This is a genomic window from Klebsiella pneumoniae subsp. pneumoniae HS11286 (genome assembly GCF_000240185.1).
Classification (GTDB): Bacteria; Pseudomonadota; Gammaproteobacteria; order Enterobacterales; family Enterobacteriaceae; genus Klebsiella; species Klebsiella pneumoniae.
Genome location: NC_016845.1, coordinates 4870141 through 4895147 on the forward strand (window position 1 = coordinate 4870141; position 25007 = coordinate 4895147).

A 25007-nucleotide genomic window follows, 5' to 3' on the forward strand; every position below is an offset into this window, starting at 1 on the left:
AGTTACCGTGAGTAGCGTCCTGGGTACGGAAGTTCCAGCGCTTAACGGTACCAGCAAAACCTTTACCTTTAGAGGTACCGGTTACGTCAACTTTTTTAACGTCAGCAAACAGTTCAACGCTAATGTTCTGACCTACGGTGAATTCTTCGCCGTCAGCCAGACGGAATTCCCACAGACCACGGCCAGCTTCAACGCCAGCTTTAGCGAAGTGACCCGCTTCCGGCTTGGTTACACGGTTAGCTTTTTTAGCACCGGTGGTAACCTGGATTGCGCGGTAGCCATCGTTAGCCAGGTCTTTAACCTGAGTAACACGGTTTGCTTCAACTTCGATTACGGTTACTGGGATAGAAACGCCATCTTCAGTGAAGATGCGGGTCATGCCCACTTTTTTACCGACTAAACCAATCATTGTTTCAACCTCTCAATCGCTCGATGACCTGATTAACCCAGGCTGATCTGCACGTCTACACCGGCAGCCAGATCCAGACGCATCAGAGCATCAACGGTTTTTTCAGTTGGCTCAACGATGTCAACCAGACGCTTGTGAGTGCGAATTTCGTACTGGTCACGCGCGTCTTTGTTGACGTGCGGGGAGATCAGAACGGTAAAGCGCTCTTTGCGGGTCGGCAGCGGGATCGGACCACGGACTTGCGCACCAGTGCGCTTAGCAGTCTCGACGATTTCCGCGGTTGATTGATCGATCAGACGATGATCAAACGCTTTCAGGCGGATACGGATTCTTTGGTTCTGCATGAGACCAGAGCTCCAATTATTTTATAGACGAAATGATTACTCCTCATACCCATTACGATTGATGGGAGAGTGTAACCGTTCTTACATAGTCCCCCGATTGGGGACATTGTTTGATAACCCAAATGCGATTACCAGGGTTCATATTGAACCGGCCGTCAACTTTGACAGGCCCGCGCATTATACGCAAATTCTGGCGCGACGCAAGTGCTGTTTAGAAAATCATCACCAGGATTTGCGCGCCTTCGCGTTAGCGCGCTGTACGGGGCTGCAATGCGGAGTAAGAGTGCGGATTGTGGGATCCATTCCCGGAAAATGCCTTTTGTGCTGAACGGGAGAGGATGAGCATAGTGACGCAATGTTCATCGATCATTGCGGGGTCAACTATGCTCGCCGCCCTCCCCTTCTTGCTGTGCTATAGCGGTTTGACCGTGGCATTATGCCACCAGGATCTGCGCCACGGTCTGTTGCCCGACCGTTACACCTGTCCCCTGCTGTGGAGTGGTTTACTTTTTTATCTCTGTCTGGCGCCGCACCAGCTGCATGATGCCGTCTGGGGGGCGATAACGGGCTATCTCTCTTTGGCTGCGATTTACTGGCTATACCGCGGTATCCGCGGCTATGAAGGGTTGGGTTATGGAGATATAAAATATCTTGCCGCCCTCGGCGCCTGGCATGGCTGGCGATTGCTGCCGCAGTTGGTCCTGGTTGCCTCGCTACTCGCCGGCATAGCGTGGGCAGGAGCAGGTTTATACGCCAGTTGCGGCAGGAAGAGCAAATGGGGAAGAAGCAACCCGCTGCCGTTTGGGCCATTCCTGGCGGCCGCGGGTTTTTGGTGCGGGTGGCAGACGCTGGCTAGTCTGACACTTTGATCTGCGACTGCAGGTAATTTTGCAGACCGATTTTGCCAATCAAATCGAGTTCGGTTTCCAGCCAGTCGATATGGCCTTCTTCATCCGCCAGGATCTCAATCATCATATCGCGGCTGACGTAGTCATGGACGCTGTCGGCATAGGCAATAGCCTCACGCAAATTTTGCGCCCCTTCCAGCTCCAGCCTCAAATCGGACCGCAGCATCTCTTCCACATCTTCACCGATGCCAAGTTTGCCGAGATCCTGCAGATTAGGGATACCTTCGAGAAAAAGAATACGCTCGATATACTTATCGGCGTGCTTCATTTCGTCGATGGATTCGTGGTACTCAATATCGTTGAGGCGCATCAGGCCCCAATTTTTAAACATTCTCGCATGAAGAAAGTACTGATTAATTGCGACTAGCTCATTTCCCAATAATTTATTGAGATAACTTATGATTTTGACATCACCTTTCATTATATAGTCCCTCCGCTTCCACTCATTGAAGCGTAGTCCGGCCTATAGGGATGTCAAAAGAGAAGCGTGGACTTCAGGCGATTTCTTTGAATTCCGGCATGGTGGTTAATTCATCTTCCATCACTTCACGCGCGGCACGAACACACTTACCGCATTGATTTCCCACGGGAACAAACTTACGTAATTGCTGAAAAGATTGCGGTTGAAACTGGCGCACAACCTGACGAATTTTTTTATCGCTGACGCCATTGCACAAACAAACGTACATAGAAACTCCCGTTCAATTTATGCACAAATATTAAATGAGAATGGTTATGATTACAATAGACCATTTGCTCATTATCCGCCGCAACGCACGATATGAATAGCCAGCAAAAATCCGTTTTTCGCTGAATGACAGACAGCAAAAAGGGCGCCGAAGCGCCCTTTTTAATTCAAAGCTAACGAATTAGCCCAGAACTTTAGCTACAACGCCCGCGCCAACGGTACGGCCGCCTTCACGGATTGCGAAACGCAGACCGTCGTCCATCGCGATCGGGTGGATCAGGGTAACAACCATTTTGATGTTGTCGCCCGGCATTACCATCTCTACGCCTTCCGGCAGTTCGATGGTGCCAGTCACGTCAGTAGTACGGAAGTAGAACTGCGGACGGTAGCCTTTGAAGAACGGAGTGTGACGGCCGCCTTCATCTTTGGACAGGATGTACACTTCAGATTCGAACTTGGTGTGCGGGTTGATGGTGCCCGGCTTAGCCAGTACCTGACCACGTTCGATTTCTTCACGTTTGATACCACGCAGCAGAACACCTACGTTCTCACCAGCACGGCCTTCGTCCAGCAGTTTGCGGAACATTTCAACGCCAGTACAGGTGGTTTTCGCGGTTTCTTTGATACCAACGATTTCAACTTCTTCACCTACTTTGATGATACCGCGCTCTACACGACCGGTAACAACGGTACCACGACCGGAGATGGAGAATACGTCTTCGATCGGCAGCAGGAACGGCTTGTCAATCGCACGCTCTGGTTCCGGGATATAGGTATCCAGGTGGCCAGCCAGTTCGATGATTTTCGCTTCCCACTCTGCGTCGCCTTCCAGCGCTTTCAGAGCAGAACCACGAACGATCGGGGTGTCGTCGCCCGGGAAATCGTACTGAGACAGCAGTTCACGAACTTCCATCTCAACCAGTTCCAGCAGCTCTTCGTCATCAACCATGTCGCATTTGTTCAGGAACACGATGATGTACGGAACGCCTACCTGACGACCCAGCAGGATGTGCTCACGAGTCTGCGGCATCGGGCCGTCAGTCGCAGCAACAACCAGGATCGCGCCGTCCATCTGCGCAGCACCGGTGATCATGTTTTTAACATAGTCGGCGTGGCCCGGGCAGTCTACGTGCGCGTAGTGGCGAGTCGGGGTGTCATATTCAACGTGAGAGGTGTTGATGGTGATACCACGAGCTTTTTCTTCCGGCGCGTTATCGATCTGGTCGAATGCGCGAGCAGAACCACCGTAGGTTTTAGCCAGAACGGTAGTGATGGCAGCAGTCAGGGTAGTTTTACCATGGTCAACGTGGCCGATAGTACCAACGTTGACGTGCGGTTTTGTACGTTCAAATTTTTCTTTAGACACGGCTATATTCCTTACTATAGTGCTCTCCCCTTCGGAGAGAGCACGGGACTTAGGTTTTAATCCTGTGGATTATTTACCACGGGCTTCAATAACGGCCTGAGCAACGTTGTTCGGCGCATCATCATACTTCAGGAATTCCATGGTGTATGATGCACGACCTTTGGTCAGAGAACGCAGCTGAGTTGCATAACCGAACATTTCGGACAGCGGTACTTCAGCGTGGATCTTAACGCCGGTTACTTCGGATTCCTGACCGCGCAGCATACCGCGACGACGGCTCAAGTCACCGATAACGTCACCAGTGTTCTCTTCCGGAGTTTCTACTTCAACCTTCATGATCGGCTCAAGCAGAACTGGTTTTGCTTTCTTAAAGCCTTCTTTAAAGGCAATAGACGCAGCCAGTTTAAACGCCAGCTCAGAGGAGTCAACGTCGTGGTAAGAACCGAAGTGCAGACGGATACCCATATCAACTACCGGGTAACCTGCCAGCGGACCAGCTTTCAGCTGTTCCTGGATGCCTTTATCAACGGCCGGGATGTATTCGCCAGGAATTACACCACCTTTGATGTCGTTGATGAACTCGTAACCTTTCGGGTTAGAGCCCGGCTCCAGCGGGTACATGTCGATCACAACGTGACCGTACTGACCACGACCACCAGACTGCTTGGCGTGTTTACCTTCGATATCGGTAACTTTCGCGCGAATCGCTTCACGGTAAGCAACCTGAGGTTTACCGACGTTCGCTTCAACGTTGAATTCACGCTTCATACGGTCAACGATGATGTCGAGGTGCAGCTCACCCATACCGGCGATAATGGTCTGGTTAGACTCTTCGTCAGTCCATACGCGGAAAGACGGGTCTTCTTTAGCCAGACGACCCAGAGCCAGACCCATTTTTTCCTGGTCAGCTTTGGTTTTCGGCTCAACGGCGATGGAGATTACCGGCTCAGGGAATTCCATACGCTCCAGAATGATCGGCGCATCCGGGTCACACAGGGTGTCACCAGTAGTTACGTCTTTCAGACCGATAGCAGCAGCGATGTCGCCCGCGCGAACTTCTTTGATCTCTTCACGTTTGTTAGCGTGCATCTGAACGATACGACCGAAACGCTCACGTGCAGCTTTCACGGAGTTCAGTACGGTATCACCAGAGTTAACCACACCGGAGTACACGCGGAAGAAGGTCAGGTTACCCACGAACGGGTCGGTAGCGATTTTGAACGCCAGTGCAGAGAACGGCTCGTCGTCGCTTGCGTGACGCTCAGCCGGGGTATCTTTACCGTCGTCCAGGATACCGTTGATCGCAGGTACGTCAACCGGGGATGGCAGGTAATCAATTACCGCATCCAGCATCGCCTGAACGCCTTTGTTCTTGAACGCAGAACCACAGGTTACCAGGATGATTTCGTTGTTCAGAACGCGCTGACGCAGAGCTTTTTTGATCTCTTCTTCAGTCAGTTCTTCACCACCCAGGTATTTTTCCATCAGCTCTTCAGAAGCTTCAGCTGCGGATTCGATCAGGTTCTGGTGCCATTCATCAGCCAGGTCCTGCATGTCAGCCGGGATATCTTCGTATTCGAAGGTTACGCCCTGGTCTGCATCGTTCCAGTTGATGGCTTTCATTTTCACCAGGTCAACAACGCCGGTGAAACCTTCTTCAGCACCAATTGCCAGCTGCAGCGGAACCGGGTTCGCGCCCAGACGGGTTTTGATCTGACCAACAACTTTCAGGAAGTTAGCGCCCATGCGGTCCATTTTGTTAACGAACGCGATGCGCGGAACTTTATATTTGTTTGCCTGACGCCATACGGTTTCAGACTGCGGCTGAACACCACCAACTGCGCAGTAAACCATTACCGCACCATCAAGAACACGCATGGAACGTTCTACTTCGATAGTGAAGTCAACGTGCCCCGGGGTGTCGATGATGTTTACGCGGTGCGGTTCATACTGTTTGGCCATACCAGACCAGAATGCAGTAGTCGCAGCGGAAGTGATGGTGATACCACGTTCCTGCTCCTGCTCCATCCAGTCCATGGTAGCGGCGCCGTCATGAACTTCACCGATTTTGTGGTTTACACCGGTGTAGAACAGAATACGTTCGGTAGTAGTGGTTTTACCGGCGTCGATGTGCGCACTGATACCGATGTTACGGTAGCGTGCGATGGGTGTTGTACGAGCCATTTGATTCCTCGTTTATTTCTTTAGGCGTTCAGTTAAGTTATCCAGAGCGGGCGACTCATCTGAAGCGCCCGCCTGGTGACTATGACTCCGAAGGGATTACCAACGGTAGTGAGCGAACGCCTTGTTGGCTTCGGCCATACGGTGAACGTCTTCACGTTTCTTAACTGCAGTACCTTTGTTGTCTGCAGCATCAGTGAGTTCGTTCGCCAGGCGCAGAGCCATGGATTTATCACCGCGTTTACGAGCAGCTTCAACGATCCAACGCATTGCCAGGGCATTACGACGGACCGGACGAACTTCAACTGGAACCTGATAAGTAGAACCACCTACGCGGCGGGACTTAACTTCGACAGTCGGGCGCACGTTTTCGAGCGCAACTTCGAAGGCTTCCAGTTCAGATTTACCAGAACGCTGAGCCAGGGTCTCCAGCGCGCTGTATACGATAGTTTCTGCAGTAGATTTTTTACCATCTACCATCAGGATATTGACAAATTTAGCCAGCAGTTCTGATCCGAACTTCGGATCCGGCAGAATTTTACGCTGACCAATGACGCGACGACGTGGCATGGAAATACTCCGTTGTTAATTCAGGATTGTCCAAAACTCTAAGAGTTTAGTATGACATTAAGATAAATCAGTTTGGCCTTACTTAACGGAGAACCATTAAGCCTTAGGACGCTTCACGCCGTACTTGGAGCGAGCCTGCTTACGGTCTTTAACGCCGGAGCAGTCAAGCGCACCACGAACGGTGTGGTAACGAACACCCGGAAGGTCTTTAACACGACCGCCACGGATCAGGATCACGGAGTGCTCCTGCAGGTTGTGACCTTCACCACCGATGTAGGAGGTGACTTCGAAACCGTTAGTCAGACGCACACGGCAAACTTTACGCAGTGCGGAGTTCGGTTTCTTAGGAGTGGTGGTATATACGCGAGTACATACGCCACGTTTCTGCGGGCAGGCTTCCAGCGCTGGCACGTTGCTCTTTGCAACTTTGCGCGCGCGTGGTTTGCGTACCAGCTGGTTAATTGTTGCCATTAAATAGCTCCTGGTTTTAGCTTTTGCTTCGTAAACACGTAATAAATCGCCTCATATATTATGAGGACGCAGAATTTTAGGGCGGTGCCGAAAAGGTGTCAAGAAATATACAACGATCCCGCCATCACCAGGCCAACTGACCGGCATGTTTGACTGTGAGTCTGACGAAATCAGTATAGCTAACCCTGCCGACACTGTCCGCAATTTGACCAGCCAGCCCGCGGGCGTCAACGTCGTCTTGCAGCACGTATAGGGTTATGGGGGCGGATTGCAGGATCTCAAGGAAGCGACCATCGGCGATGGCCGCGGTGACGCCGTCAGACAGTAGTACCAGATCGTCGCCGTGCTCCATCAAACGAAGCATCGCTGCGATGTCGGCATGCCAGGGGGAAACACTGAGCGTATGGAGCATGGGGGCCTCAGAAACGCAAAATCACATCAAATTCATGCAGACGGGCGCGCAGGGCATCCGGCGCCAGGCATTCGACATCCACCACCCACGGGGTCGCGGGATCCAGGCCGCGCTCTCGCGCTGAGTCGGCGCACAGCCAGCACTGGTCGATATCATATAGCGACAGCAATTTAAAGGTAGCGATGTAGTCGCGGGCCAGCACAGCGCCAGGCCGCTGTTCGGGTAACAGCTGAAACACGCCGTCGCCCACAAAAAACACGCCAATATCGTCGGTGAGCGCGGAGGTTGCTAATAAGGCATCGAGGCCTTCCCTGCCGGCGGCGCTGCCGTGCGGCGCAGAGGAAAGTACAAAAGCCACACGTTTCATCAGAACTGCACCATCCGATCGCAAGTAAGCGCCGCTTCCGCTAGCGCGCCGAGCCCGCTCAAGGTAAAACCCGGCTGCAAATTGTGGCCAGGCAGAGCGAGCTGTTGCGCTTCGCGTTCGTCCGTTACGCCACGACGCAGGGCGGCCGCCACGCAGATATGCAGCGCGACGCCGTGCTCATCGTGGAGGGATTGCCACCCGCGCACCAGATCGAACTCATCGCTGGCGGGCGCCGTCAACTGGTTAGCGTTAAGCACGCCTTCGCGATAGAAAAAAACGCACGCCAGCTCATGGCCTTCCTGCAGCACGGCCTGGGCAAATTGCCAGGCGCTGCTCGCCTGCTGCGTGCCATAGGCTGGGCCGGTCACCGTGAGGGCAAAACGCATTACTTATCCAGCCCCTGGAAATCGCCGCTTTTGAACTGGCGAATATAGAGGTAGACGGTGTGCTTGGAGATGTTCAGACGATCGGCTACCTGGTTAATAGCGTCTTTAATATCGAAGATCCCTTTCTCGTAGAGATTCAGCACGATTTGACGGTTTTTCGCATTGTTAGACACGCTGCGATCGGCATTCACCTCTTCAATGGTGAACTCCAGCGTCTGGGCGACCAGATCGTCTACCGAAGAAGCAAAGTTCACCGGCGAGTTCACTTCAGGCGTTTCTGGCGGAATAAAGGTGCTCATGATCTGGGAAAACGGCACATCCAGATTCATGTTGATACACAGCAGACCAATCACCCGGTGATCGCGGTTGCGAATGGCAATCGTCACCGACTTCATCAGTACGCCGCTTTTAGCACGGGTAAAGTAGCATTTGGAAACGCTGCTATCGGCGCCCGTCATATCGTGCAGCATGCGCAGCGCAAGATCGGTAATCGGTGAACCGATTTGGCGGCCGGTATGTTCACCATTGGCGATACGGATGGCAGAGCATTTCAGATCCTGCAAAGAATGCAGCACGATTTCACAGTGCGAACCGATGAGCATCGCCAACCCGTCCACTACCGCTTCATAAGATTTGAGAATATCGAAATCGGTCTGGTCAAAGGGACGTTGATCCAGCAGGTCAAGCTCGCTGGTTTCATTGGTTAAAAGCGACCTGGACATGAAAAAAAGCACTCCTTTTCAGGAGCCTGTCGTTATTGTCAGGGCAGGCTCATCATCATTATTAAGCTATCTAAAGTAATACAGCGCCTGAGGATCTTTCCAGTTTTAATTATATCTGCGCTCAATAAAAAAGCCGCCGCCTCTGACGAGACGGCGGCCTGAACCTGATTACTTCTTAGCGTCAGCTTTCGCGTCCGCGGCTTTCGCATCGCCTGCGGCTTCCGGCTGTGCATCTGCCTTCGGCGCCGGTTTGATATCCAGCAGTTCTACATCAAAGACCAGCGTAGAGTTGGCCGGGATGCCCGGGACGCCAGTTTTACCGTAGGCCAGGTCCGGCGGAATAACCAGCTTGATTTTGCCGCCTTTCTTGATGTTCTTCAGGCCTTCAGTCCAGCCCGGGATCACGCCGTCGAGACGGAAAGAGAGCGGCTCGCCGCGAGTATAAGAGTTATCAAACTCTTTACCGTCGATCAGGGTACCTTTGTAGTTTACCACCACGGTATCGCTGTCTTTCGGCGCATCGCCAGCGCCTTCTTTCTCGACTTTATACAGCAGGCCAGTTTTTGAGGTTTTCACGCCCTTCTCTTTGGCAAAGCTGTCACGGAACGCTTTGCCTTTGGCTTCGTTCTCAGTGGCGTCTTTTTCCATTTTCTGCTGAGCCGCGGTCTTCACGCGCGTTTCAAAGGCCTGCAGAGTCTGTTCGATCTCCTGGTCGGACAGTTTGCTCTTATCGGCAAACGCGTCCTGTACGCCGGCGATCAGCTGGGCTTTATCCAGCTTAATGCCCAGTTTCTCTTGTTCTTTCAGGGAGTTTTCCATGTAACGCCCCAGGGACGCGCCCAGCGCATAGGCCGATTTCTGATCGTCATTTTTAAATGCCGATTTACTCTCAGCCGCCGGGGCTGCCTTCGTTGCCGTATCTGCAGCGAAGGTCAACGGTGCATTCAGGGCGACGGCCATTGTGGCCGCCAGCAGCGTTACTTTAAACAGTGATTTCATCCATTTCTCCAGGGCCGGGGCCTCTCACCCCAGGGTTATCGTAAAAAGCAAAAAACGTACTATAGAACGTTGCCGTTAAAATCTACATACGGACGTTCCTGAATATCGCCTCTTTTAGGACTATTTTTGTATGAATAAGTTTCCTGTACGGCGCAGCGATGCTGCGCGCCAGGGGAAACTTAAGTAGAATCCGCCCGCAGGATCAGACTAAAGAGGTTACCCATGCACGATAGCACATTAGAAACGCGCCTTGCGGAGCTGGAAAGCCGGCTGGCGTTTCAGGAAATCACCATCGAAGACCTCAACAAAACCGTGACCGCCCACGAGATCGAGATGGCGAAGATGCGGGAGCATATGCGTCTGATGATCGAGAAGCTGAAGGCGACCCAACCCTCCCATATCGCCTCCCAGGCGGAAGAAACGCCACCGCCGCACTATTGAGGCGTAAAAAAAGCGGGTTTCCCCGCTTTTTTGTCGTCTTCGTGCCGAAGCGCAAAGATTAGTGGCAGCCGCAGCCACCGTGGCCGCCGCAGCCGCCTTTACCATGGTCGTGACCATGATCGTGGCCGTGGCCGCCGCAGCAACCGTCATGACCATGGTCATGATCGTGATCGTGGCCATGCGCGCCGTGCACGTGACCGTGCTCCAGCTCTTCCGCAGTCGCTTCGCGGATGGCGACGACTTCCACATTAAACTTCAGGTTCTGGCCAGCCAGCATGTGGTTGCCATCAACCACAACGTGGTCGTCTTCAACTTCAGTAATTTCTACTGGTACCGGACCCTGATCGGTTTCCGCCAGGAAGCGCATGCCAACCTGCAGTTCATCAACGCCCATGAAGACGTCTTTCGGTACACGCTGCACCAGGTTTTCGTCATACTGACCGTAAGCGTCGTTAGCGCCGACGGCAACGTCAAATTTGTCGCCCACTTCGTGGCCATCCAGCGCGTTTTCCAGGCCGGAAATCAGGGAGCCGTGACCGTGCAGGTAATCCAGCGGCGCGCTTACCGGAGACTCATCAACCAACACACCGTCTTCTGTACGTACCTGATAGGCCAGGCTGACCACCAGGTCTTTTGCTACTTTCATGATATCTCCTGAGATGGGAAGAATAGTGGCGCAGATTGTAGCGGAATTCTGCTGCCGTGTACCCTTTAGCTTAAAAAAAGCCGACGGATAACGCTAGTCGGGATGAAAAATGCCAATCACCTGCTCCTCTTTGCGTACATGCTCACGGGCCTCTTTATCTGCCTCACGCATCTGATGACCGCACTTAACGCACTCAACAACATCGACATTATTCTCACGCCACATTGCCAGCGAATCCTGCGCCTGGCACGCCGGACATTTCGCCCCGGCAATAAAACGTTTACGCACTGCCATAAGATTTACCTTTATTCAAACTCGTCCCAGCCGTCCAGCTGCCGGCTCTCTTTCTGCATTTCGCGCTGGAAAATCTCTTCCAGTTCGCGCCGGGCCTCCCGCACGCGTGATATCTGTACCGTATCAGTATGCACTGGCATTAGCTCGCGCAGCATTCGCATATCGAGGCGTCGGAAGTGCAGCTGCGCGCGCTGGGCCTGGTGAGGATGCATCCCGAGGGTGATGAGCGCTTTGCGCCCCAGCTCCAACGCACTGGAGAAAGTTTCACGAGAAAACTGCGTCACGCCGGCCTGCAGCAGCTCATGCGCCTCAACGCGCCCGCGAGCGCGGGCCAGAATATGCAGATGTGGAAAGTGTTGTTGACACATTTCCACCAGCCGCATGGTATCTTCTGGCTCATTACAGGTGATGACGATCGACTGCGCCTCTTCCGCTCCCGCCGAGCGCAGCAGCTCCAGCTGGGTGGCATCGCCAAAATAGACTTTATAGCCATAGTTGCGCATCAGATTTACCGCGCTGATGTCCCGCTCCAGTACCGTAATACGCATCTTATTGGCCATCAGCAGGCGACCAATGACCTGACCAAAGCGACCAAACCCGACAATAATCACCTGCGGCTTGTCATCCTCCACCCACGGCGCCTCACCGGTATCGTCCGCCGGGTTCAGCCGTCGCGACAATAGCTTATCTATCCCCTTCATCAGCAGCGGCGTCGTCATCATCGACAACGTTACCGCCACCAGCAGCAGCGCCATCTGGTCGTGCTGAAACAACCGCTGAGAGGCGGGCAGCGAAAAGAGGACAAACGCGAACTCGCCGCCCTGGCTTAATACGCCCGCGAACTGCATCCGCTCGGAACTTCGCAGGCCATAGAGACGGGCCAGCAGATAGAGCACCAGCATTTTTACCGCCACCAGCACCGCCACGCTCACCGCCACCCACAGCAGATGGGTATACAGTACGCCAAGGTTCAGCGCCATGCCGACGGAAATAAAGAACAACCCGAGCAGCAGCCCCTTGAACGGATCGATAGCGATCTCCAGTTCGTGGCGATACTCACTTTCCGCCAGCAGCACGCCGGCAATAAAGGTGCCCAGCGCCATCGACAGCCCCAGCGCCTCCATAAACAGGGCAGATCCGAGGACCAACAGCAGCGTGGCGGCAGTGAACACCTCCCTGACCCCCGAGCTGGCGATAAAACGGAACACCGGCCGCAGCAGATAGCGTCCGCCAATCAGCATCCCGGCAAAGGCCAGGACCTTCATGCCGACCGTCAACCAGTTCACATGCTCATCCGCTGAACCGGCCAGCAGGGGCACCAGCGCCAGCGCCGGGATCACCGCCAGATCCTGAAACAGCAGCACCGAAAAGCCTAGCTGTCCCGCTTCGCTGCGGCTCATTCCCTTCTCACGCATCAGCTGCAGCGCCATGGCGGTGGAAGACATCGCCAGGCCGATCCCGCCGACCACCGCCGCCTGCCATGAAAACCCGGTCGTCATCAGCAACCCACCGAGGATCGCCGCGCTGAGCATCACCTGCGCCGCGCCAACGCCGAAGATGGAGCTCCGCAGTCGCCATAGCTTGGCGGGATTGAGCTCCAGGCCGATGATAAACATCAGAAACACTACGCCGAGCTCAGAGAAATGGAGAATTTCATCCACATCGCTGATAAACCCGAGCCCCCACGGACCAATGGCGATCCCGGCCAGCAGATAGCCCAGCACCGCGCCAATCCCCAGTCTTGAAGCCAGAGGGACGGCGATGACGGCCGCGAACAAAAACAACACCCCCGCCAGCAGCAAATCAGATCCCGCCATGGACACCTCCGGCGGCGATGGGGTTGGCCAACCAGTCCCGGTAGGCCAGGGCGCGGCTGCGCAGCTCCTCTGGCTGCTGCCTCCGGGCCCAGTAGACGATAATGGGGCTCATCCAGTGCATACGGCACATGCCGGCGGTCAGTTCAAAAGGACGTAAAATATCGTTCATCGGATAGCGATTAGCATCGCGACGGTAGGCGCTCTCAGGCTCGCCGGTAGTGATCACGCTGCGCCAGTACTTTCCCGCCAGTTCGTTCCCTCCGGCGCCGCTGGCGAAGCCGCGGCTTAACACACGATCCAGCCACTCCTTAAGCAGCGCCGGACAGCTCCAGGTATATAAAGGGTGCTGGAAAACAATCACCTCATGCTGGCGCAGCAGGTCCTGTTCGTAAGCAATATCGATAAAAAAATCCGGATAGTGCGCGTAGAGATCGTGCACGGTGACGTTCGGCAACTGTAAGGCCGGCTCTAATAAAACCCGGTTGGCCACGGAATCCTGAGATTCTGGGTGGGCATACAGCAGCAACACTTTCGCTGTCTGAGACATCATTCCCCTCCCGTAGGTCTTCTGGCGGCCTGCACAGCCCCGGCGTTTTGACACAGCCAGAATGACTTTGTGTATCGTCTTCGTTTTGGGCTACCATGGCGGCCCGGTGAAGCGATTCGCTTCCACACTACATTATCATAATGACAAATTAACATAGTCTGAACATACGGCGCCTTATGATTGTTTTCTCCTCGTTACAAATTCGTCGCGGCGTACGCGTCCTGCTGGACAACGCCACCGCTACCATCAATCCTGGCCAAAAGGTCGGTCTGGTGGGGAAAAACGGCTGCGGGAAATCGACGCTGCTATCGCTTTTGAAAAACGAGATAAGCGCTGACGGCGGCAGTATGACCTTTCCCGGCAACTGGCAGCTGGCTTGGGTGAATCAGGAAACCCCGGCGCTACCGCAGCCGGCAATCGATTATGTCATTGACGGCGATCGAGAGTATCGCCAGCTGGAGGCCGCGCTCCAGCAGGCTAACGAACGCAACGACGGTCATGCTATCGCCACCGTCCACGGTAAGCTGGACGCCATCGACGCCTGGACGATCCGTTCGCGCGCCGCCAGCCTGCTGCACGGTCTGGGTTTCAGCAATGAACAGCTTGAGCGGCCGGTCAGCGATTTTTCCGGCGGCTGGCGTATGCGCCTTAACCTCGCCCAGGCGCTGATCTGCCGCTCCGATCTGCTGCTGCTCGATGAACCGACTAACCACCTCGATCTCGATGCGGTGATTTGGCTGGAGAAGTGGCTGAAGGGCTATACGGGAACGCTGATCCTCATCTCCCACGATCGCGATTTTCTCGATCCTATCGTCGACAAAATTATCCATATCGAACAGCAGACAATGTTTGAGTACACCGGCAACTACAGTTCGTTTGAAGTGCAGCGCGCCACCCGCCTCGCTCAGCAGCAGGCGATGTACGAAAGCCAGCAGCAGCGCGTCGCGCACCTGCAAAGCTATATCGATCGCTTCCGTGCCAAAGCCACCAAGGCCAAGCAGGCGCAAAGCCGGATCAAAATGCTGGAGCGGATGGAGCTTATCGCTCCGGCGCACGTGGATAACCCGTTCCACTTCAGCTTCCGCCAGCCGGAGAGCTTGCCTAACCCGCTGCTGAAGATGGAGAAAGTCAGCGCCGGCTACGGCGAGCGTATTATTCTCGACTCCATCAAGCTTAACCTGGTGCCGGGCTCGCGTATCGGCCTGCTGGGCCGCAACGGCGCCGGGAAGTCGACGCTGATTAAGCTCCTGGCAGGCGAGCTCCAGCCCGTAAGCGGCGAGATCGGCCTCGCGAAAGGCATCAAGCTCGGCTACTTCGCCCAGCATCAGCTGGAATTCCTGCGCGCCGATGAGTCGCCGCTGCAGCACCTGGCGCGTCTGGCGCCGCAGGAGCTGGAGCAGAAGCTGCGTGATTATCTCGGCGGCTTTGGTTTCCAGGGCGATAAGGTGAGCGAAGAAACCCGCCGCTTCTCCGGTGGAGAAAAGGCGCGCCTGGTACTGGCCCTGATCGTCTGGCAGCGCCCTAACCTGCTGCTGCTCGATGAACCGACCAACCACCTTGACCTCGATATGCGTCAGGCCTTAACCGAAGCGCTGATCGACTTTGAAGGGGCGCTGGTGGTCGTATCGCACGATCGGCACCTGATCCGTTCCACCACTGACGATCTGTACCTCGTCCACGATGGTAAAGTCGAGCCGTTCGACGGCGATCTGGAAGATTATCAGCAGTGGCTCAGCGACTCGCAAAAACAGGAGTCCCAGAGCGGCGAGCCGCCAAAAGAGAGCGGCAACAGCGCCCAGGCGCGCAAAGATCAGAAGCGTCGGGAAGCGGAGCTGCGCAGCCAGACCCAACCGCTGCGCAAAGAGATCGCCCGTCTGGAAAAAGAGATGGACAAGCTCAACGCGCAGTTGGCCAGTGCGGAAGAAAAACTTGGCGACAGTGAGCTTTATGACGCCTCACGTAAAGCCGAGCTGACCGAATGCCTGCAGCAGCAGGCCAGCGCGAAGACCGGGCTGGAGGAGTGCGAGATGGCCTGGCTGGAGGCCCAGGAGCAGCTGGAGCGCATGCTTCAGGAAGGCTAAACTCTTCCTCTTCATCCTGCCTGCGCGTACGCTGCCGCTGGCAGGGTGGGTTTCTGCCCTCTTCATGGTCTGGCCATCAGCGACATCAATGATTTGTTTTTGCTGTAAGCTGGCGTCACTGGCCGCAAGACCACATATTGGCTAACCCCCTGCATGCCCTGCGCGGTATAGTCATCATCACGTTTATTAATTGTTCTGGTGCTATGGTTGAAATCATCCCCACAGACATGACGCCCCCCGAAAACGATTCGCGTGAGTTCCATCCGATGCGCGGCGTGGGCAATCGTCATCTGCAAACCATGCTGCCGCGGCTGATTCGCCGTAAATTGCGCTTTACCCCGCACTGGCAGCGCCTTGAGCTGCCGGACGGCGATTTTGTCGATCTGGCCTGGAGCGAAGACCCGCACCAGGCGCGCCATAAGCCGCGCCTCGTCGTTTTTCACGGCCTGGAAGGCAGTCTGCACAGCCCGTACGCCCATGGTCTGATCCACGCGGCGATGCAGCGCGGCTGGCTGGGCGTGGTGATGCATTTCCGCGGCTGCAGCGGCGAACCTAACCGCAATCACCGCATCTATCACTCCGGCGAAACGGAAGATGGCACCTGGTTTTTGCACTGGCTGAAGCGCGAGTTTGGTCCCGCGCCGACCGCGGCCGTCGGCTATTCGCTGGGCGGCAATATGCTGGGCTGCCTGCTGGCAGAGGAAGGCGACCGCTGCCCGCTGGATGCGGCGGTGATCGTCTCCGCGCCTTTCATGCTCGAAGCCTGCAGCTATCATATGGATAAGGGCTTCTCGCGGGTTTATCAGCGCTATCTGCTCAATCTGTTAAAAGCCAACGCTTCACGCAAGCTGAAAGCGTACCCGGGCTCGCTGCCCGTCGATTTACGCCAGCTCAAAGGGATGCGCCGCATCCGGGAATTTGACGATATGATCACCGCCAAAATCCATGGCTTTGCCGATGCGCTGGATTATTACCGGCAATGCAGCGCCATGCCGCGGCTCAGCGATATCACTAAGCCGACGCTCATCATTCACGCGAAAGACGATCCGTTTATGGATCACCACTCTATTCCGCCGCAGGAGCAACTGCCCGCGAACGTAGAGTATCAATTGACCGAGCAAGGCGGCCACGTTGGCTTTGTCAGCGGCACTCTGCGTAAACCGGAGATGTGGCTGGAAAGACGCATTCCCGACTGGTTAAACCGCTGGCTGGAGGTTCCCGCATGATTATTCCCTGGCAGGATCTGGATCCCGAAACGCTGGATAACCTGATTGAAAGCTTTGTGTTACGTGAAGGCACCGATTATGGTGAACATGAACGTTCACTTGCCGATAAAGTCGCCGATGTAAAACAGCAGCTGAAACGCGGAGAGGCGGTCCTTGTGTGGTCGGAACTGCATGAGACGGTCAATATTATGCCGCGCGCGCTGTTTAACGGCTAAGGCGACGCCACTACATCGTTTAACCAGGGAGTTGTTATGTCTGCCAAACATCCGGTGATCGCCGTCACGGGCTCCAGCGGCGCGGGCACTACCACCACCAGCCTTGCCTTTCGCAAAATCTTCGCGCAGCTAAACCTGCACGCCGCGGAGGTGGAAGGCGATAGCTTTCATCGCTACACCCGCCCGGAAATGGACATGGCGATCCGTAAGGCGCGGGATCAGGGTAAACATATCAGCTACTTTGGCCCGGAGGCGAACGACTTCGGCCTGCTGGAGCAGACCTTTGTCGACTATGGTCGCCACGGCAAAGGTCAGTCGCGGAAATATCTCCACACCTATGACGAAGCCGTGCCGTGGAATCAGGTGCCGGGGACCTTTACCCCCTGGCAGCCGCTGCCGGAGCCGACAGACGTGCTGTTCTATGAGGGGCTGCACGGCGGGGTTGTCACGCCGCAGCATGATGTCGCCAGCCATGTCGACCTGCTGGTCGGGGTGGTGCCTATCGTTAACCTCGAGTGGATCCAAAAGCTTATTCGCGACACCAGCGAACGCGGCCACTCCCGGGAGGCGGTGATGGACTCGGTCGTCCGCTCGATGGAAGATTACATCAACTTCATTACCCCGCAATTTTCCCGCACCCATATCAACTTTCAGCGCGTGCCGACGGTGGACACCTCCAACCCGTTTGCCGCCAAAGCGATCCCCTCGCTGGACGAGAGCTTTGTAGTGATCCATTTCCGCAATCTGCAGAATATCGATTTCCCCTGGCTGTTGGCGATGCTGCAGGGCTCGTTTATCTCGCACATGAACACCCTGGTGGTGCCGGGCGGTAAAATGGGGCTGGCGATGGAGCTTATCATGACGCCGCTGGTCGAGCGCCTGATGGAAGGCCGTAAGATAGGCTAACCAAAAAACCCCGGCCTGGCCGGGGTTGAGATTCGATACAACGGCAGGCGAAGACTACGCCTCGATCACTTCATAGGAGTGGGTGATGTTCACCGCTTTTTCCAGCATCAGCGCCACCGAGCAGTATTTCTCTGCCGACAGGTCCACCGCCCGGGAGACCGCGGCATCTTTCAGCGCCTTGCCGGTGACGATAAAATGCAGATTAATATGCGTGAACAGACGCGGAGCCTCTTCGCGACGCTCGGAGGTCAGCTTCACTTCGCAATTGGTCACGTCGTGACGACCTTTTTGCAGAATGGAGACCACATCGATCGCACTGCAACCGCCCGCCGCCATCAGCACCATCTCCATCGGGCTGGGAGCCTTATCCCCGGAGTTGCCATCCATCAGAATCTGGTGTCCCGATGCGGACTCCCCGATAAAGGTTAACCCTTCTACCCATTTCACACGCGCTTGCATAAAATTTAACTCCAGTATCGCAATATTCCTGTCAGATTACGCGCACATAACAATTCTCGCAACGGAAGGCGACCTGCGTCATGCTGAAGCGAGACACCAGGAGACATGCGGCGAAAGCTATGCTAAAACAGTCTGGATGCTACAGTAATACATTGATGTACTGCATGTATGCAGAGGAGTTCACATTACGGGCTGTCGAAAAATCATCAGCCAGCTTCCCAGGTATAGGGAAACAATACGATTGCATGCCCGGACGCCGTGTAGTGTCGGCGCCCGGAGATAGCTTATAACAGAGGATAACCGCGCATGGTGCTTGGCAAACCGCAAACAGACCCTACCCTTGAATGGTTCTTGTCTCATTGCCACATTCATAAGTACCCATCAAAGAGCACGCTGATCCACCAGGGTGAAAAAGCAGAAACGCTGTACTACATCGTTAAAGGCTCCGTGGCTGTACTCATCAAGGATGAAGAAGGTAAAGAGATGATCCTCTCCTACCTCAACCAGGGCGATTTCATCGGTGAATTAGGCCTGTTTGAAGAGGGTCAGGAACGTAGCGCCTGGGTACGGGCGAAAACCGCATGTGAAGTGGCCGAAATCTCTTATAAGAAATTCCGTCAGCTGATCCAGGTGAACCCGGACATTCTGATGCGTCTCTCTTCGCAAATGGCTCGCCGTCTGCAGGTCACGTCTGAGAAAGTGGGCAACCTGGCCTTCCTCGACGTGACGGGCCGTATCGCCCAGACGCTGCTGAACCTGGCGAAGCAACCGGATGCCATGACCCACCCGGACGGTATGCAAATTAAAATTACCCGCCAGGAAATTGGTCAGATCGTCGGCTGCTCTCGTGAAACCGTTGGTCGTATTTTGAAAATGCTGGAAGATCAGAACCTGATTTCCGCGCACGGTAAAACCATCGTCGTCTACGGCACCCGTTAAGTTGCTAAGCGGCGTATTGCTCCCGCAGTACGCCGTTTTTGTTTTTCCCTCATGTGGCGCAGGCTGATTTACCACCCGGAAGTCAACTATGCACTGCGGCAAACGCTGGTGCTGTGTCTGCCCGTGGCCATCGGTCTTCTGCTCGGCCATCTCCAGCAGGGGCTGTTATTTTCCTTAGTCCCCGCCTGCTGCAACATTGCCGGTCTTGATACCCCGCATAAGCGCTTTTTCAAACGCCTGATTATCGGCGGCTGCCTGTTTGCCGGATGCAGTCTGGTGGTGCAGTTGCTGCTTGCCCAGGCGATACCCCTGCCGTTTATTCTCAGCGGCCTGGCGCTCTTGCTCGGCGTTACCGCGGAGATCAGTTCGCTGCACGCGCGGCTGCTGCCCGCGTCGCTGATCGCCGCCATCTTTACCCTGAGCCTGGCGGGCAATATGCCCATCTGGGAGCCGCTGCTGATCTACGCCTTCGGCACGCTGTGGTACGGCGTGTTTAACTGGTTCTGGTTCTGGCTGTGGCGCGAACAGCCGCTACGGGAGTCGCTTAGCCTGCTTTACCGGGAGCTGGCGGACTACTGTGAAGCCAAATACAGCCTGCTGACCCAGCATACCGATCCCTCGACCGCCCTGCCGCCGCTGCTCACCCGCCAGCAGAAAGTGGTCGATCTGATTACTCAGTGCTATCAGCAGATGCATATGCTGGCCGCTAACCAACGCAACGATCATAAGCGCCTGCTGCGGGCGTTTCAGATGGGGCTGGATCTGCAGGAGCATATTTCGGTCAGCCTGCATCAGCCGGAAGAGGTGCAAAAGCTGGTGGAACGCAGCCATGCCGAAGCGGTGATCCGCTGGAACGCGCAGACCGTCGCCGCCCGCCTGCGCGTGCTGGCGGATGACATGCTCTATCATCGCTTTCCAAAGCGCTTTCAGATGGATAAACAGATCGAGGCTCTGGAAAAGATCGCCAGACAACATCCGGATAACCCGGTCGGCCACTTCTGCGCCTGGCACTTCAGCCGCATCGCCCGGGTGCTGCATACCCAGCGCCCGCTGTATGCCCGGGACCTGATGGCCGACAAAGAGCGTCGTTTACCGCTATTTCCCGCGCTAAAGAACTACCTGTCGCTAAAATCTCCCGCGCTGCGCAATGCCGCCCGCATCAGCGTGATGCTGAGCGTCGCCAGCCTGATGGGCAACGCCCTGCACTTGCCTAAGCCCTACTGGATCCTGATGACGGTGCTTTTCGTCACCCAGAACGGCTATGGCGCCACCCGGGTGCGTATTGTTCACCGGGCGGCGGGAACGCTCGCCGGCCTGACGATCGCCGGGCTTACCTTGCATTTTCACGTTCCGGAGAGCTACACCCTGAGCGGGATGCTGCTGATTACCCTGCTCAGCTATCTGATCATTCGCAAACACTATGGCTGGGCGATGGTAGGCTTTACGGTGACGGCGGTGTATACCCTGCAGCTGCTGACGCTCAACGGGGAACAGTTTATTATCGCCCGGCTGATCGACACCCTTATCGGCTGCCTGATCGCCTTCGGCGGGATGGTCTGGCTGTGGCCGCAGTGGCAGAGCGGCCTGCTGAAAAAAAATGCCCACGATGCGCTGGAGGCCGACCAGCAGGCGATTCGCCTGATCCTCAGCGCCGATCCAAAAGCCCCCGCGCTGGCCTATCAACGCATGCGCGTCAACCAGGCGCACAACGCGCTCTACAACTCCCTGAATCAGGCGATGCAGGAACCCGGGTTTAATACCCACTATCTGGAAGATATGAAGCTGTGGGTGACGCACAGCCAGTTTATCGTCGAACACATCAACGCTATGACCACCCTGGCCCGGGAGCATACGATGCTGACCCCGGATCTTGCCCAGCGCTATCTCGAATCCTGTGAGATTGCGCTGCAGCGCTGCCAGCAGCGGCTGGACAGCGATGGTCCCGGCAGCGCAGGGGATGCCAATATTATGGAGTCGCCGGAAAGCGAGGCGCCGATCGGTCCGTTAAGCACCCTGGAGCAGCATCTGCAACGCATTCTGGGCCATCTGAATACCATGCACACCATTTCATCAGTGGCATGGCGTCAGCGGCCGCACCATGGCATCTGGCTGCGGAAGATCAGCCGTTAATCACCTTTGCCACGGCCTGAGCAAAGCGCGCCATCCCCTCGGCAATATCCTGCTCGTCGATGATCAGCGAGGGAACAAAACGCATCACGTCCGGCCCGGCGTTGAGCACCATGACGCCGGCGTCGGCCGCGGCATATAGGAAATCACGCGCGCGGCCTTTGTGCTGCGGCTTGAGTTCCGCGCCGATCAGCAGGCCCATCCCGCGTATATCACTGAACAGATCAAACTCGGCATCCAGCCGCTGCAGGTGTTTGACGAACAGTTCGCGCTTCGCGCTCACGCCATCCAGCACCGCCGGGGTATTGATCAGATCGAAGGCGGCGTTGGCGACCGCGCAGGCCAGCGGGTTGCCGCCGTAGGTTGAGCCATGGGAGCCCGCATGGAAGGCGCTGGCGATCTCGTGGGTGGTCAGCATGGCGCTGACCGGGAAGCCGCCGCCCAGCGCTTTGGCGCTGGTCAGAATATCCGGGGTCACGCCGTAGTGCATATAGGCGAACAGCGATCCGGTACGCCCCATACCACACTGTACTTCATCAAAGACGAGCAGCGCCTGGTGCTGATCGCACAGCTCGCGCAGTCCCTGCAGGAAAGCCGGCGTGGCCGCCGTCACGCCGCCTTCGCCCTGAATCGGCTCCACCACCACCGCGCAGGTGTGGTCATCCATCACCGCTTTTACCGCCTGCAGATCGTTGAAGGGAACATGGACAATATCCGCCGGTTTTGGGCCGAAACCATCGGAATACTTCGGCTGACCGCCGACGGAAACGGTAAACAGGGAGCGGCCATGAAAGGCATTATGGAAGGCGATGATTTTGGTTTTATACGGGCTATGGCGGGTCACCGCATAGTGACGCGCCAGCTTAAAGGCCGTTTCATTGGCTTCGGTGCCGGAGTTCATAAACACCACGCGCTCGGCGAAGGTAGCCTCGACAAGTTTACGTCCCAGACGCAGCGCCGGCTCATTGGTAAAGACGTTGCTGGTGTGCCACAGCGTTTCGCCCTGCTGATGCAGCGCCGCCACCAGCGCCGGATGGCAATGGCCAAGCGCCGTCACCGCGATACCGCCGGCGAAATCGATATACTCTTTCCCCTGCTGATCCCAGACGCGGCTGCCTTTCCCCTTCACCGGGATGAATTCTGCCGGTGCATAAATTGGCAAAATAACTTCATCGAATGTGGCGCGGGTGATTGCCGGTTGTTCAGTTGCCATGTCTTGCCCATCCCTCTTCGTTACGCAGATGCGATTATGATAATCTAATCACAAAATATGCATAAAAAATCAGTCAATAGCAACTGAAAATCACCGTTTCAAAAAGTTGGCCAGCAATTGATGGCCCTGCTCGCTGAGGATGCTTTCCGGATGAAACTGCACGCCCTCGAGATCCCATTCGCGGTGACGGATCCCCATAATCTCACCGCTGGCGCTGCGGGCAGTGACGTTAAACTCGGACGGGAGCGTCGGCGGGTCAATCACCAGCGAGTGATAGCGGGTCACCGTCAGGGGATTATTCAGCCCCTGAAACACCCCTTCGCCGTTATGCTCGATAAGCGAGGTTTTGCCATGCATCACCTGGGCCGCCCGCACGATAGTCGCGCCAAACGCCTGGGCGATCGCCTGATGCCCGAGACAGACGCCCAGCAGCGGCGTTTTTCCGGCATAGTGGCGGATAACCGCGAGGGAAATCCCCGCCTCATCCGGCGTGCAGGGGCCTGGCGAGATCACGATTTTCTCCGGCGCCAGCGCCGCTATCTCCTCCAGCGTCAACGCATCGTTGCGCCTGACCAGTACTTCCGCCCCCAGTTCGCAGAAGTACTGATACAGATTCCAGGTGAAAGAGTCATAGTTATCGATAAGCAGGATCATAGCGGCTCCGGAACAATCAAAACCGGGCTATTCTACTCAGATTCCCGCGCTTCGCTTACCACTTTGCGAAAGATCGCCACCAGCGGGGCCAGATCGCCCATCGCGCTCTGCTGGCAGGCCGCACTCCAGCCGGCGGGGTCAACGTCACGCCAGTTAAGAAGGTAGCCGGCATGTATCGCCAGCTGTTCAAAGAAAATACGCTGGGTCAGGCCATTGCCAAGACGAAAAGGGTGCAGCACATTAATTTCACCATAGAACCAGCTCAGGCGTTCGATGAAGGTATCGCGCGGCAGGCCACTGAGATAATCCTCCTGCTCAAGGGCCTGCATCAGGGCATTCCCCTCCTCCTCGATCCGGGCAAAGTGGCAGAATGGCGTATCGCCCAGGTAGAGGTTCACTTCACGCAAGCGGCCCGCCCAGTCAAACAGATCCTGATACAACTGGTGATGAATAGCGCACAGATAGGGTAAGCCGCGTACCCGCGGGCCCAGCGGCAGAGTGGCCGCCCGCAGCGCTGTCATCTCAAAGGCGGCCTGCTGCAGATTTTTAGCCTGGCGGATGCCGAGACGGTTGCGCAACACGTTCAGCGCCGGATAGAGATAAGGATCGCGTTCATCGCCGAATTTATCGCTCATACTCCCTCCGCAACGTCGCCAGACGCGCCAGCGCCTCTTCGGCAGTCAGCGTAACCAGCGGCACCGTCACGCCTTCAAGGCGACGGCTGGCCTGAAAATTGGTATTGCGTGTCTGTTCCCAGAGTCGGGATTTTTGCTTATCGGTGAGTGGACGCATCGTCGCCCCCCTTATCGTCCCCTGTGTGCCACAAGTATAAGCAGCAATTTCAGGTTATGCCGGGAGGTGACCGGGCGCGGCGATAGACCACCGCGCCGCGGGAGGATTAGGGCAGCACTTTCGCAGAGAGGATAACGACCGGTTTGGTCGGCACATTCTGGTACGGACCAACGTTATGGGTCTGGACCTGAGAGATCTTATCCGCAACATCCATCCCCTTCACCACTTTGCCGAATACCGCATAGCCAAAGTCGCGCTGGCCATGGTCGAGGAAGGCGTTATCCGCCACGTTGATGAAGAACTGACTGGTGGCGCTATCCTGATCGGCGGTACGCGCCATCGCGATGGTGCCGCGGGTGTTGCGCAGGCCGTTGTCTGCTTCATTCTTGATCGGCGGGTTAGGCTGCTTCTGCTGCATCTGTTCGTTAAAGCCGCCGCCCTGCACCATGAATCCCGGGATCACGCGGTGAAAGGTGGTGTTGTTGTAGAAGCCGCTGTTGACGTACTTCAGGAAGTTATCCACGGAAATCGGGGCTTTCTGGCTGTTTAACTCAAGCTCAATGTTACCTGCCGAAGTGGTCAGCAGCACATGCGGATCGCCCTTTGCCGCCATGGCCGGGGAGAACGCTGAAATAGCGAAAACGGCAGCCATCGCCGCCAGTGTTGATTTGAGCATGGAAATTCCTTAACGGAGCAGAATAAAAGCGAGTGCCTTGATTCTAAAGAGCCTTTGCATCCTGGGCCAGCCTTTTACCAAATTTTACTTAGCTGTAATAATTGTAACCGCGCAAACGATCTCCTTTGTAGCGAACAAGCGTGATGCAGAT

The 25007-nt window shown here is 55.8% G+C and carries 32 protein-coding genes; 9 read left to right on the plus strand and 23 right to left on the minus strand.

Annotation, left to right across the window (positions count from 1 at the left end; translation table 11 throughout):
- Positions 1–7: 7 nt before the first annotated feature.
- Positions 8–400, plus strand: coding sequence for a hypothetical protein (locus KPHS_48680; protein ID YP_005229169.1), 393 nt, complete (start codon positions 8–10; stop codon positions 398–400).
- A gap of 41 nt (positions 401–441) precedes the next feature.
- Here the strand turns inward: KPHS_48680 and KPHS_48700 are convergent, their stop codons facing one another.
- A complete protein-coding gene (locus KPHS_48700; protein YP_005229170.1) occupies positions 442–753 on the minus strand; it encodes a 30S ribosomal protein S10 in 312 nt (103 codons plus the stop codon).
- 383 nt (positions 754–1136) lie between these two features.
- On the opposite strand from KPHS_48700, the gene KPHS_48710 reads away from it, so the two are divergent.
- On the plus strand, positions 1137–1622 hold the full coding sequence (locus KPHS_48710; RefSeq protein YP_005229171.1) for a leader peptidase HopD: 486 nt from the start codon (positions 1137–1139) through the stop codon (positions 1620–1622).
- Here the strand turns inward: KPHS_48710 and KPHS_48720 are convergent.
- From KPHS_48720 to KPHS_48820, 11 genes are all read right to left on the minus strand, one after another.
- Entirely contained in the window at positions 1606–2082 is a 477-nt protein-coding gene (locus tag KPHS_48720; RefSeq protein YP_005229172.1) for a bacterioferritin, read from the minus strand. The two genes, KPHS_48710 and KPHS_48720, sit on opposite strands and share 17 nt — an antisense overlap.
- Before the next feature lie 73 nt (positions 2083–2155).
- On the minus strand, positions 2156–2350 hold the full coding sequence (locus KPHS_48730; RefSeq protein ID YP_005229173.1) for a bacterioferritin-associated ferredoxin: 195 nt from the start codon (positions 2348–2350) through the stop codon (positions 2156–2158).
- Between the two features lie 180 nt (positions 2351–2530).
- Positions 2531–3715 carry an elongation factor Tu gene (locus tag KPHS_48740; protein ID YP_005229174.1) on the minus strand — a complete coding sequence of 395 codons (1185 nt, stop codon included), beginning with the start codon at positions 3713–3715 and terminating at the stop codon, positions 2531–2533.
- Positions 3716–3784: 69 nt separating this feature from the next.
- A complete protein-coding gene (locus KPHS_48750; protein YP_005229175.1) occupies positions 3785–5899 on the minus strand; it encodes an elongation factor G in 2115 nt (704 codons plus the stop codon).
- Between the two features lie 96 nt (positions 5900–5995).
- Positions 5996–6466, minus strand: coding sequence for a 30S ribosomal protein S7 (locus tag KPHS_48760; RefSeq protein YP_005229176.1), 471 nt, complete (start codon positions 6464–6466; stop codon positions 5996–5998).
- 96 nt (positions 6467–6562) lie between these two features.
- Positions 6563–6937, minus strand: a complete 375-nt coding sequence (locus KPHS_48770) for a 30S ribosomal protein S12 (RefSeq protein ID YP_005229177.1) — start codon at positions 6935–6937, stop codon at positions 6563–6565.
- A 124-nt stretch (positions 6938–7061) separates the two neighbouring features.
- Positions 7062–7289 carry a sulfurtransferase complex subunit TusB gene (locus tag KPHS_48780; RefSeq protein ID YP_005229178.1) on the minus strand — a complete coding sequence of 76 codons (228 nt, stop codon included), beginning with the start codon at positions 7287–7289 and terminating at the stop codon, positions 7062–7064.
- 67 nt (positions 7290–7356) lie between these two features.
- Positions 7357–7716 (minus strand): sulfurtransferase complex subunit TusC, encoded by a 360-nt coding sequence (locus KPHS_48790; RefSeq protein YP_005229179.1) that lies wholly within the window; start codon positions 7714–7716, stop codon positions 7357–7359.
- Entirely contained in the window at positions 7716–8102 is a 387-nt protein-coding gene (locus KPHS_48800; protein ID YP_005229180.1) for a sulfurtransferase complex subunit TusD, read from the minus strand. Before KPHS_48800 ends, KPHS_48790 begins: the two co-directional genes overlap by 1 nt.
- Complete coding sequence (locus KPHS_48810) at positions 8102–8824, minus strand: putative regulator (RefSeq protein YP_005229181.1); 723 nt, start codon at positions 8822–8824, stop codon at positions 8102–8104. Before KPHS_48810 ends, KPHS_48800 begins: the two co-directional genes overlap by 1 nt.
- A gap of 168 nt (positions 8825–8992) precedes the next feature.
- Positions 8993–9823, minus strand: coding sequence for an FKBP-type peptidyl-prolyl cis-trans isomerase FkpA (locus KPHS_48820; RefSeq protein ID YP_005229182.1), 831 nt, complete (start codon positions 9821–9823; stop codon positions 8993–8995).
- A 222-nt stretch (positions 9824–10045) separates the two neighbouring features.
- Here KPHS_48820 and KPHS_48830 point away from each other — a divergent pair, with 222 nt between their 5' ends.
- Positions 10046–10264, plus strand: coding sequence for a protein SlyX (locus tag KPHS_48830; RefSeq protein ID YP_005229183.1), 219 nt, complete (start codon positions 10046–10048; stop codon positions 10262–10264).
- A gap of 58 nt (positions 10265–10322) precedes the next feature.
- On the opposite strand, the gene KPHS_48840 is transcribed toward KPHS_48830, so the two are convergent.
- The 4 genes from KPHS_48840 to KPHS_48870 all read right to left on the minus strand — a co-directional run bounded on the left by KPHS_48840 (position 10323) and on the right by KPHS_48870 (position 13571).
- Positions 10323–10910 carry an FKBP-type peptidyl-prolyl cis-trans isomerase gene (locus KPHS_48840; protein YP_005229184.1) on the minus strand — a complete coding sequence of 196 codons (588 nt, stop codon included), beginning with the start codon at positions 10908–10910 and terminating at the stop codon, positions 10323–10325.
- A gap of 93 nt (positions 10911–11003) precedes the next feature.
- Positions 11004–11204 (minus strand): putative cytoplasmic protein, encoded by a 201-nt coding sequence (locus KPHS_48850; protein ID YP_005229185.1) that lies wholly within the window; start codon positions 11202–11204, stop codon positions 11004–11006.
- Positions 11205–11215: 11 nt separating this feature from the next.
- Positions 11216–13006 carry a glutathione-regulated potassium-efflux system protein gene (locus KPHS_48860; protein ID YP_005229186.1) on the minus strand — a complete coding sequence of 597 codons (1791 nt, stop codon included), beginning with the start codon at positions 13004–13006 and terminating at the stop codon, positions 11216–11218.
- Position 13007: 1 nt separating this feature from the next.
- Positions 13008–13571 carry a glutathione-regulated potassium-efflux system ancillary protein KefG gene (locus tag KPHS_48870; protein ID YP_005229187.1) on the minus strand — a complete coding sequence of 188 codons (564 nt, stop codon included), beginning with the start codon at positions 13569–13571 and terminating at the stop codon, positions 13008–13010.
- A gap of 173 nt (positions 13572–13744) precedes the next feature.
- Here KPHS_48870 and KPHS_48880 point away from each other — a divergent pair, with 173 nt between their 5' ends.
- Complete coding sequence (locus KPHS_48880) at positions 13745–15649, plus strand: ATPase (RefSeq protein YP_005229188.1); 1905 nt, start codon at positions 13745–13747, stop codon at positions 15647–15649.
- Positions 15650–15711: 62 nt separating this feature from the next.
- Here the strand turns inward: KPHS_48880 and KPHS_48890 are convergent, their stop codons facing one another.
- Positions 15712–15912 (minus strand): hypothetical protein, encoded by a 201-nt coding sequence (locus tag KPHS_48890; protein YP_005229189.1) that lies wholly within the window; start codon positions 15910–15912, stop codon positions 15712–15714.
- Between the two features lie 3 nt (positions 15913–15915).
- On the opposite strand from KPHS_48890, the gene KPHS_48900 reads away from it, so the two are divergent.
- Genes KPHS_48900 through KPHS_48920 form a run of 3 tightly spaced genes read left to right on the plus strand, consistent with a single transcriptional unit; the run spans position 15916 to position 17996 of the window.
- Entirely contained in the window at positions 15916–16875 is a 960-nt protein-coding gene (locus tag KPHS_48900; RefSeq protein YP_005229190.1) for a putative enzyme with alpha/beta-hydrolase domain, read from the plus strand.
- Entirely contained in the window at positions 16872–17090 is a 219-nt protein-coding gene (locus tag KPHS_48910; protein YP_005229191.1) for a YheU family protein, read from the plus strand. The genes KPHS_48900 and KPHS_48910 overlap by 4 nt, the downstream gene beginning before the upstream one ends.
- 36 nt (positions 17091–17126) lie before the next feature.
- A complete protein-coding gene (locus KPHS_48920) occupies positions 17127–17996 on the plus strand; it encodes a phosphoribulokinase (protein ID YP_005229192.1) in 870 nt (289 codons plus the stop codon).
- A 54-nt stretch (positions 17997–18050) separates the two neighbouring features.
- Here the strand turns inward: KPHS_48920 and KPHS_48930 are convergent, their stop codons facing one another.
- A complete protein-coding gene (locus KPHS_48930) occupies positions 18051–18347 on the minus strand; it encodes an OsmC family protein (RefSeq protein ID YP_005229193.1) in 297 nt (98 codons plus the stop codon).
- A gap of 414 nt (positions 18348–18761) precedes the next feature.
- Here KPHS_48930 and KPHS_48940 point away from each other — a divergent pair, with 414 nt between their 5' ends.
- Together KPHS_48940 and KPHS_48950 are read left to right on the plus strand one after the other, a co-directional pair.
- Complete coding sequence (locus KPHS_48940) at positions 18762–19394, plus strand: cAMP-regulatory protein (protein YP_005229194.1); 633 nt, start codon at positions 18762–18764, stop codon at positions 19392–19394.
- Between the two features lie 51 nt (positions 19395–19445).
- Positions 19446–21524, plus strand: coding sequence for a putative dienelactone hydrolase (locus KPHS_48950; protein YP_005229195.1), 2079 nt, complete (start codon positions 19446–19448; stop codon positions 21522–21524).
- Here the strand turns inward: KPHS_48950 and KPHS_48960 are convergent.
- The 5 genes from KPHS_48960 to KPHS_49000 form a co-directional block, all read right to left on the minus strand.
- Positions 21514–22734 (minus strand): bifunctional N-succinyldiaminopimelate- aminotransferase/acetylornithine transaminase protein, encoded by a 1221-nt coding sequence (locus KPHS_48960; RefSeq protein ID YP_005229196.1) that lies wholly within the window; start codon positions 22732–22734, stop codon positions 21514–21516. The genes KPHS_48950 and KPHS_48960 overlap by 11 nt on opposite strands.
- A 90-nt stretch (positions 22735–22824) precedes the next feature.
- Positions 22825–23388 carry a para-aminobenzoate synthase component II gene (locus KPHS_48970; protein ID YP_005229197.1) on the minus strand — a complete coding sequence of 188 codons (564 nt, stop codon included), beginning with the start codon at positions 23386–23388 and terminating at the stop codon, positions 22825–22827.
- Between the two features lie 32 nt (positions 23389–23420).
- Complete coding sequence (locus KPHS_48980; RefSeq protein YP_005229198.1) at positions 23421–24023, minus strand: putative adenosine monophosphate-protein transferase Fic; 603 nt, start codon at positions 24021–24023, stop codon at positions 23421–23423.
- Complete coding sequence (locus KPHS_48990) at positions 24013–24180, minus strand: YhfG family protein (RefSeq protein YP_005229199.1); 168 nt, start codon at positions 24178–24180, stop codon at positions 24013–24015. Before KPHS_48990 ends, KPHS_48980 begins: the two co-directional genes overlap by 11 nt.
- A gap of 106 nt (positions 24181–24286) precedes the next feature.
- Complete coding sequence (locus KPHS_49000; RefSeq protein ID YP_005229200.1) at positions 24287–24856, minus strand: peptidylprolyl isomerase A; 570 nt, start codon at positions 24854–24856, stop codon at positions 24287–24289.
- Positions 24857–25007 lie beyond the last annotated feature (151 nt).

Coding starts and splice junctions, on each gene's coding strand:
- KPHS_48730 (YP_005229173.1), bottom strand. CDS start 2,350: ATGTACGTTTGTTTGTGCAATGGCGTCAGCGATAAAAAAATTCGTCAG.
- KPHS_48830 (YP_005229183.1), top strand. CDS start 10,046: ATGCACGATAGCACATTAGAAACGCGCCTTGCGGAGCTGGAAAGCCGG.
- KPHS_48870 (YP_005229187.1), bottom strand. CDS start 13,571: ATGATGTCTCAGACAGCGAAAGTGTTGCTGCTGTATGCCCACCCAGAA.
- KPHS_48850 (YP_005229185.1), bottom strand. CDS start 11,204: ATGGCAGTGCGTAAACGTTTTATTGCCGGGGCGAAATGTCCGGCGTGC.
- KPHS_48790 (YP_005229179.1), bottom strand. CDS start 7,716: ATGAAACGTGTGGCTTTTGTACTTTCCTCTGCGCCGCACGGCAGCGCC.
- KPHS_48710 (YP_005229171.1), top strand. CDS start 1,137: ATGCTCGCCGCCCTCCCCTTCTTGCTGTGCTATAGCGGTTTGACCGTG.
- KPHS_48780 (YP_005229178.1), bottom strand. CDS start 7,289: ATGGAGCACGGCGACGATCTGGTACTACTGTCTGACGGCGTCACCGCG.
- KPHS_48700 (YP_005229170.1), bottom strand. CDS start 753: ATGCAGAACCAAAGAATCCGTATCCGCCTGAAAGCGTTTGATCATCGT.
- KPHS_48880 (YP_005229188.1), top strand. CDS start 13,745: ATGATTGTTTTCTCCTCGTTACAAATTCGTCGCGGCGTACGCGTCCTG.
- KPHS_48800 (YP_005229180.1), bottom strand. CDS start 8,102: ATGCGTTTTGCCCTCACGGTGACCGGCCCAGCCTATGGCACGCAGCAG.
- KPHS_48840 (YP_005229184.1), bottom strand. CDS start 10,910: ATGAAAGTAGCAAAAGACCTGGTGGTCAGCCTGGCCTATCAGGTACGT.
- KPHS_48930 (YP_005229193.1), bottom strand. CDS start 18,347: ATGGAGATGGTGCTGATGGCGGCGGGCGGTTGCAGTGCGATCGATGTG.
- KPHS_48960 (YP_005229196.1), bottom strand. CDS start 22,734: ATGGCAACTGAACAACCGGCAATCACCCGCGCCACATTCGATGAAGTT.
- KPHS_48920 (YP_005229192.1), top strand. CDS start 17,127: ATGTCTGCCAAACATCCGGTGATCGCCGTCACGGGCTCCAGCGGCGCG.
- KPHS_48980 (YP_005229198.1), bottom strand. CDS start 24,023: ATGAGCGATAAATTCGGCGATGAACGCGATCCTTATCTCTATCCGGCG.
- KPHS_48970 (YP_005229197.1), bottom strand. CDS start 23,388: ATGATCCTGCTTATCGATAACTATGACTCTTTCACCTGGAATCTGTAT.
- KPHS_48950 (YP_005229195.1), top strand. CDS start 19,446: ATGTGGCGCAGGCTGATTTACCACCCGGAAGTCAACTATGCACTGCGG.
- KPHS_48910 (YP_005229191.1), top strand. CDS start 16,872: ATGATTATTCCCTGGCAGGATCTGGATCCCGAAACGCTGGATAACCTG.
- KPHS_48900 (YP_005229190.1), top strand. CDS start 15,916: ATGCGCGGCGTGGGCAATCGTCATCTGCAAACCATGCTGCCGCGGCTG.
- KPHS_48810 (YP_005229181.1), bottom strand. CDS start 8,824: ATGTCCAGGTCGCTTTTAACCAATGAAACCAGCGAGCTTGACCTGCTG.
- KPHS_48820 (YP_005229182.1), bottom strand. CDS start 9,823: ATGAAATCACTGTTTAAAGTAACGCTGCTGGCGGCCACAATGGCCGTC.
- KPHS_48890 (YP_005229189.1), bottom strand. CDS start 15,912: ATGGAACTCACGCGAATCGTTTTCGGGGGGCGTCATGTCTGTGGGGAT.
- KPHS_48720 (YP_005229172.1), bottom strand. CDS start 2,082: ATGAAAGGTGATGTCAAAATCATAAGTTATCTCAATAAATTATTGGGA.
- KPHS_48760 (YP_005229176.1), bottom strand. CDS start 6,466: ATGCCACGTCGTCGCGTCATTGGTCAGCGTAAAATTCTGCCGGATCCG.
- KPHS_48750 (YP_005229175.1), bottom strand. CDS start 5,899: ATGGCTCGTACAACACCCATCGCACGCTACCGTAACATCGGTATCAGT.
- KPHS_48770 (YP_005229177.1), bottom strand. CDS start 6,937: ATGGCAACAATTAACCAGCTGGTACGCAAACCACGCGCGCGCAAAGTT.
- KPHS_49000 (YP_005229200.1), bottom strand. CDS start 24,856: ATGCTCAAATCAACACTGGCGGCGATGGCTGCCGTTTTCGCTATTTCA.
- KPHS_48990 (YP_005229199.1), bottom strand. CDS start 24,180: ATGCGTCCACTCACCGATAAGCAAAAATCCCGACTCTGGGAACAGACA.
- KPHS_48940 (YP_005229194.1), top strand. CDS start 18,762: ATGGTGCTTGGCAAACCGCAAACAGACCCTACCCTTGAATGGTTCTTG.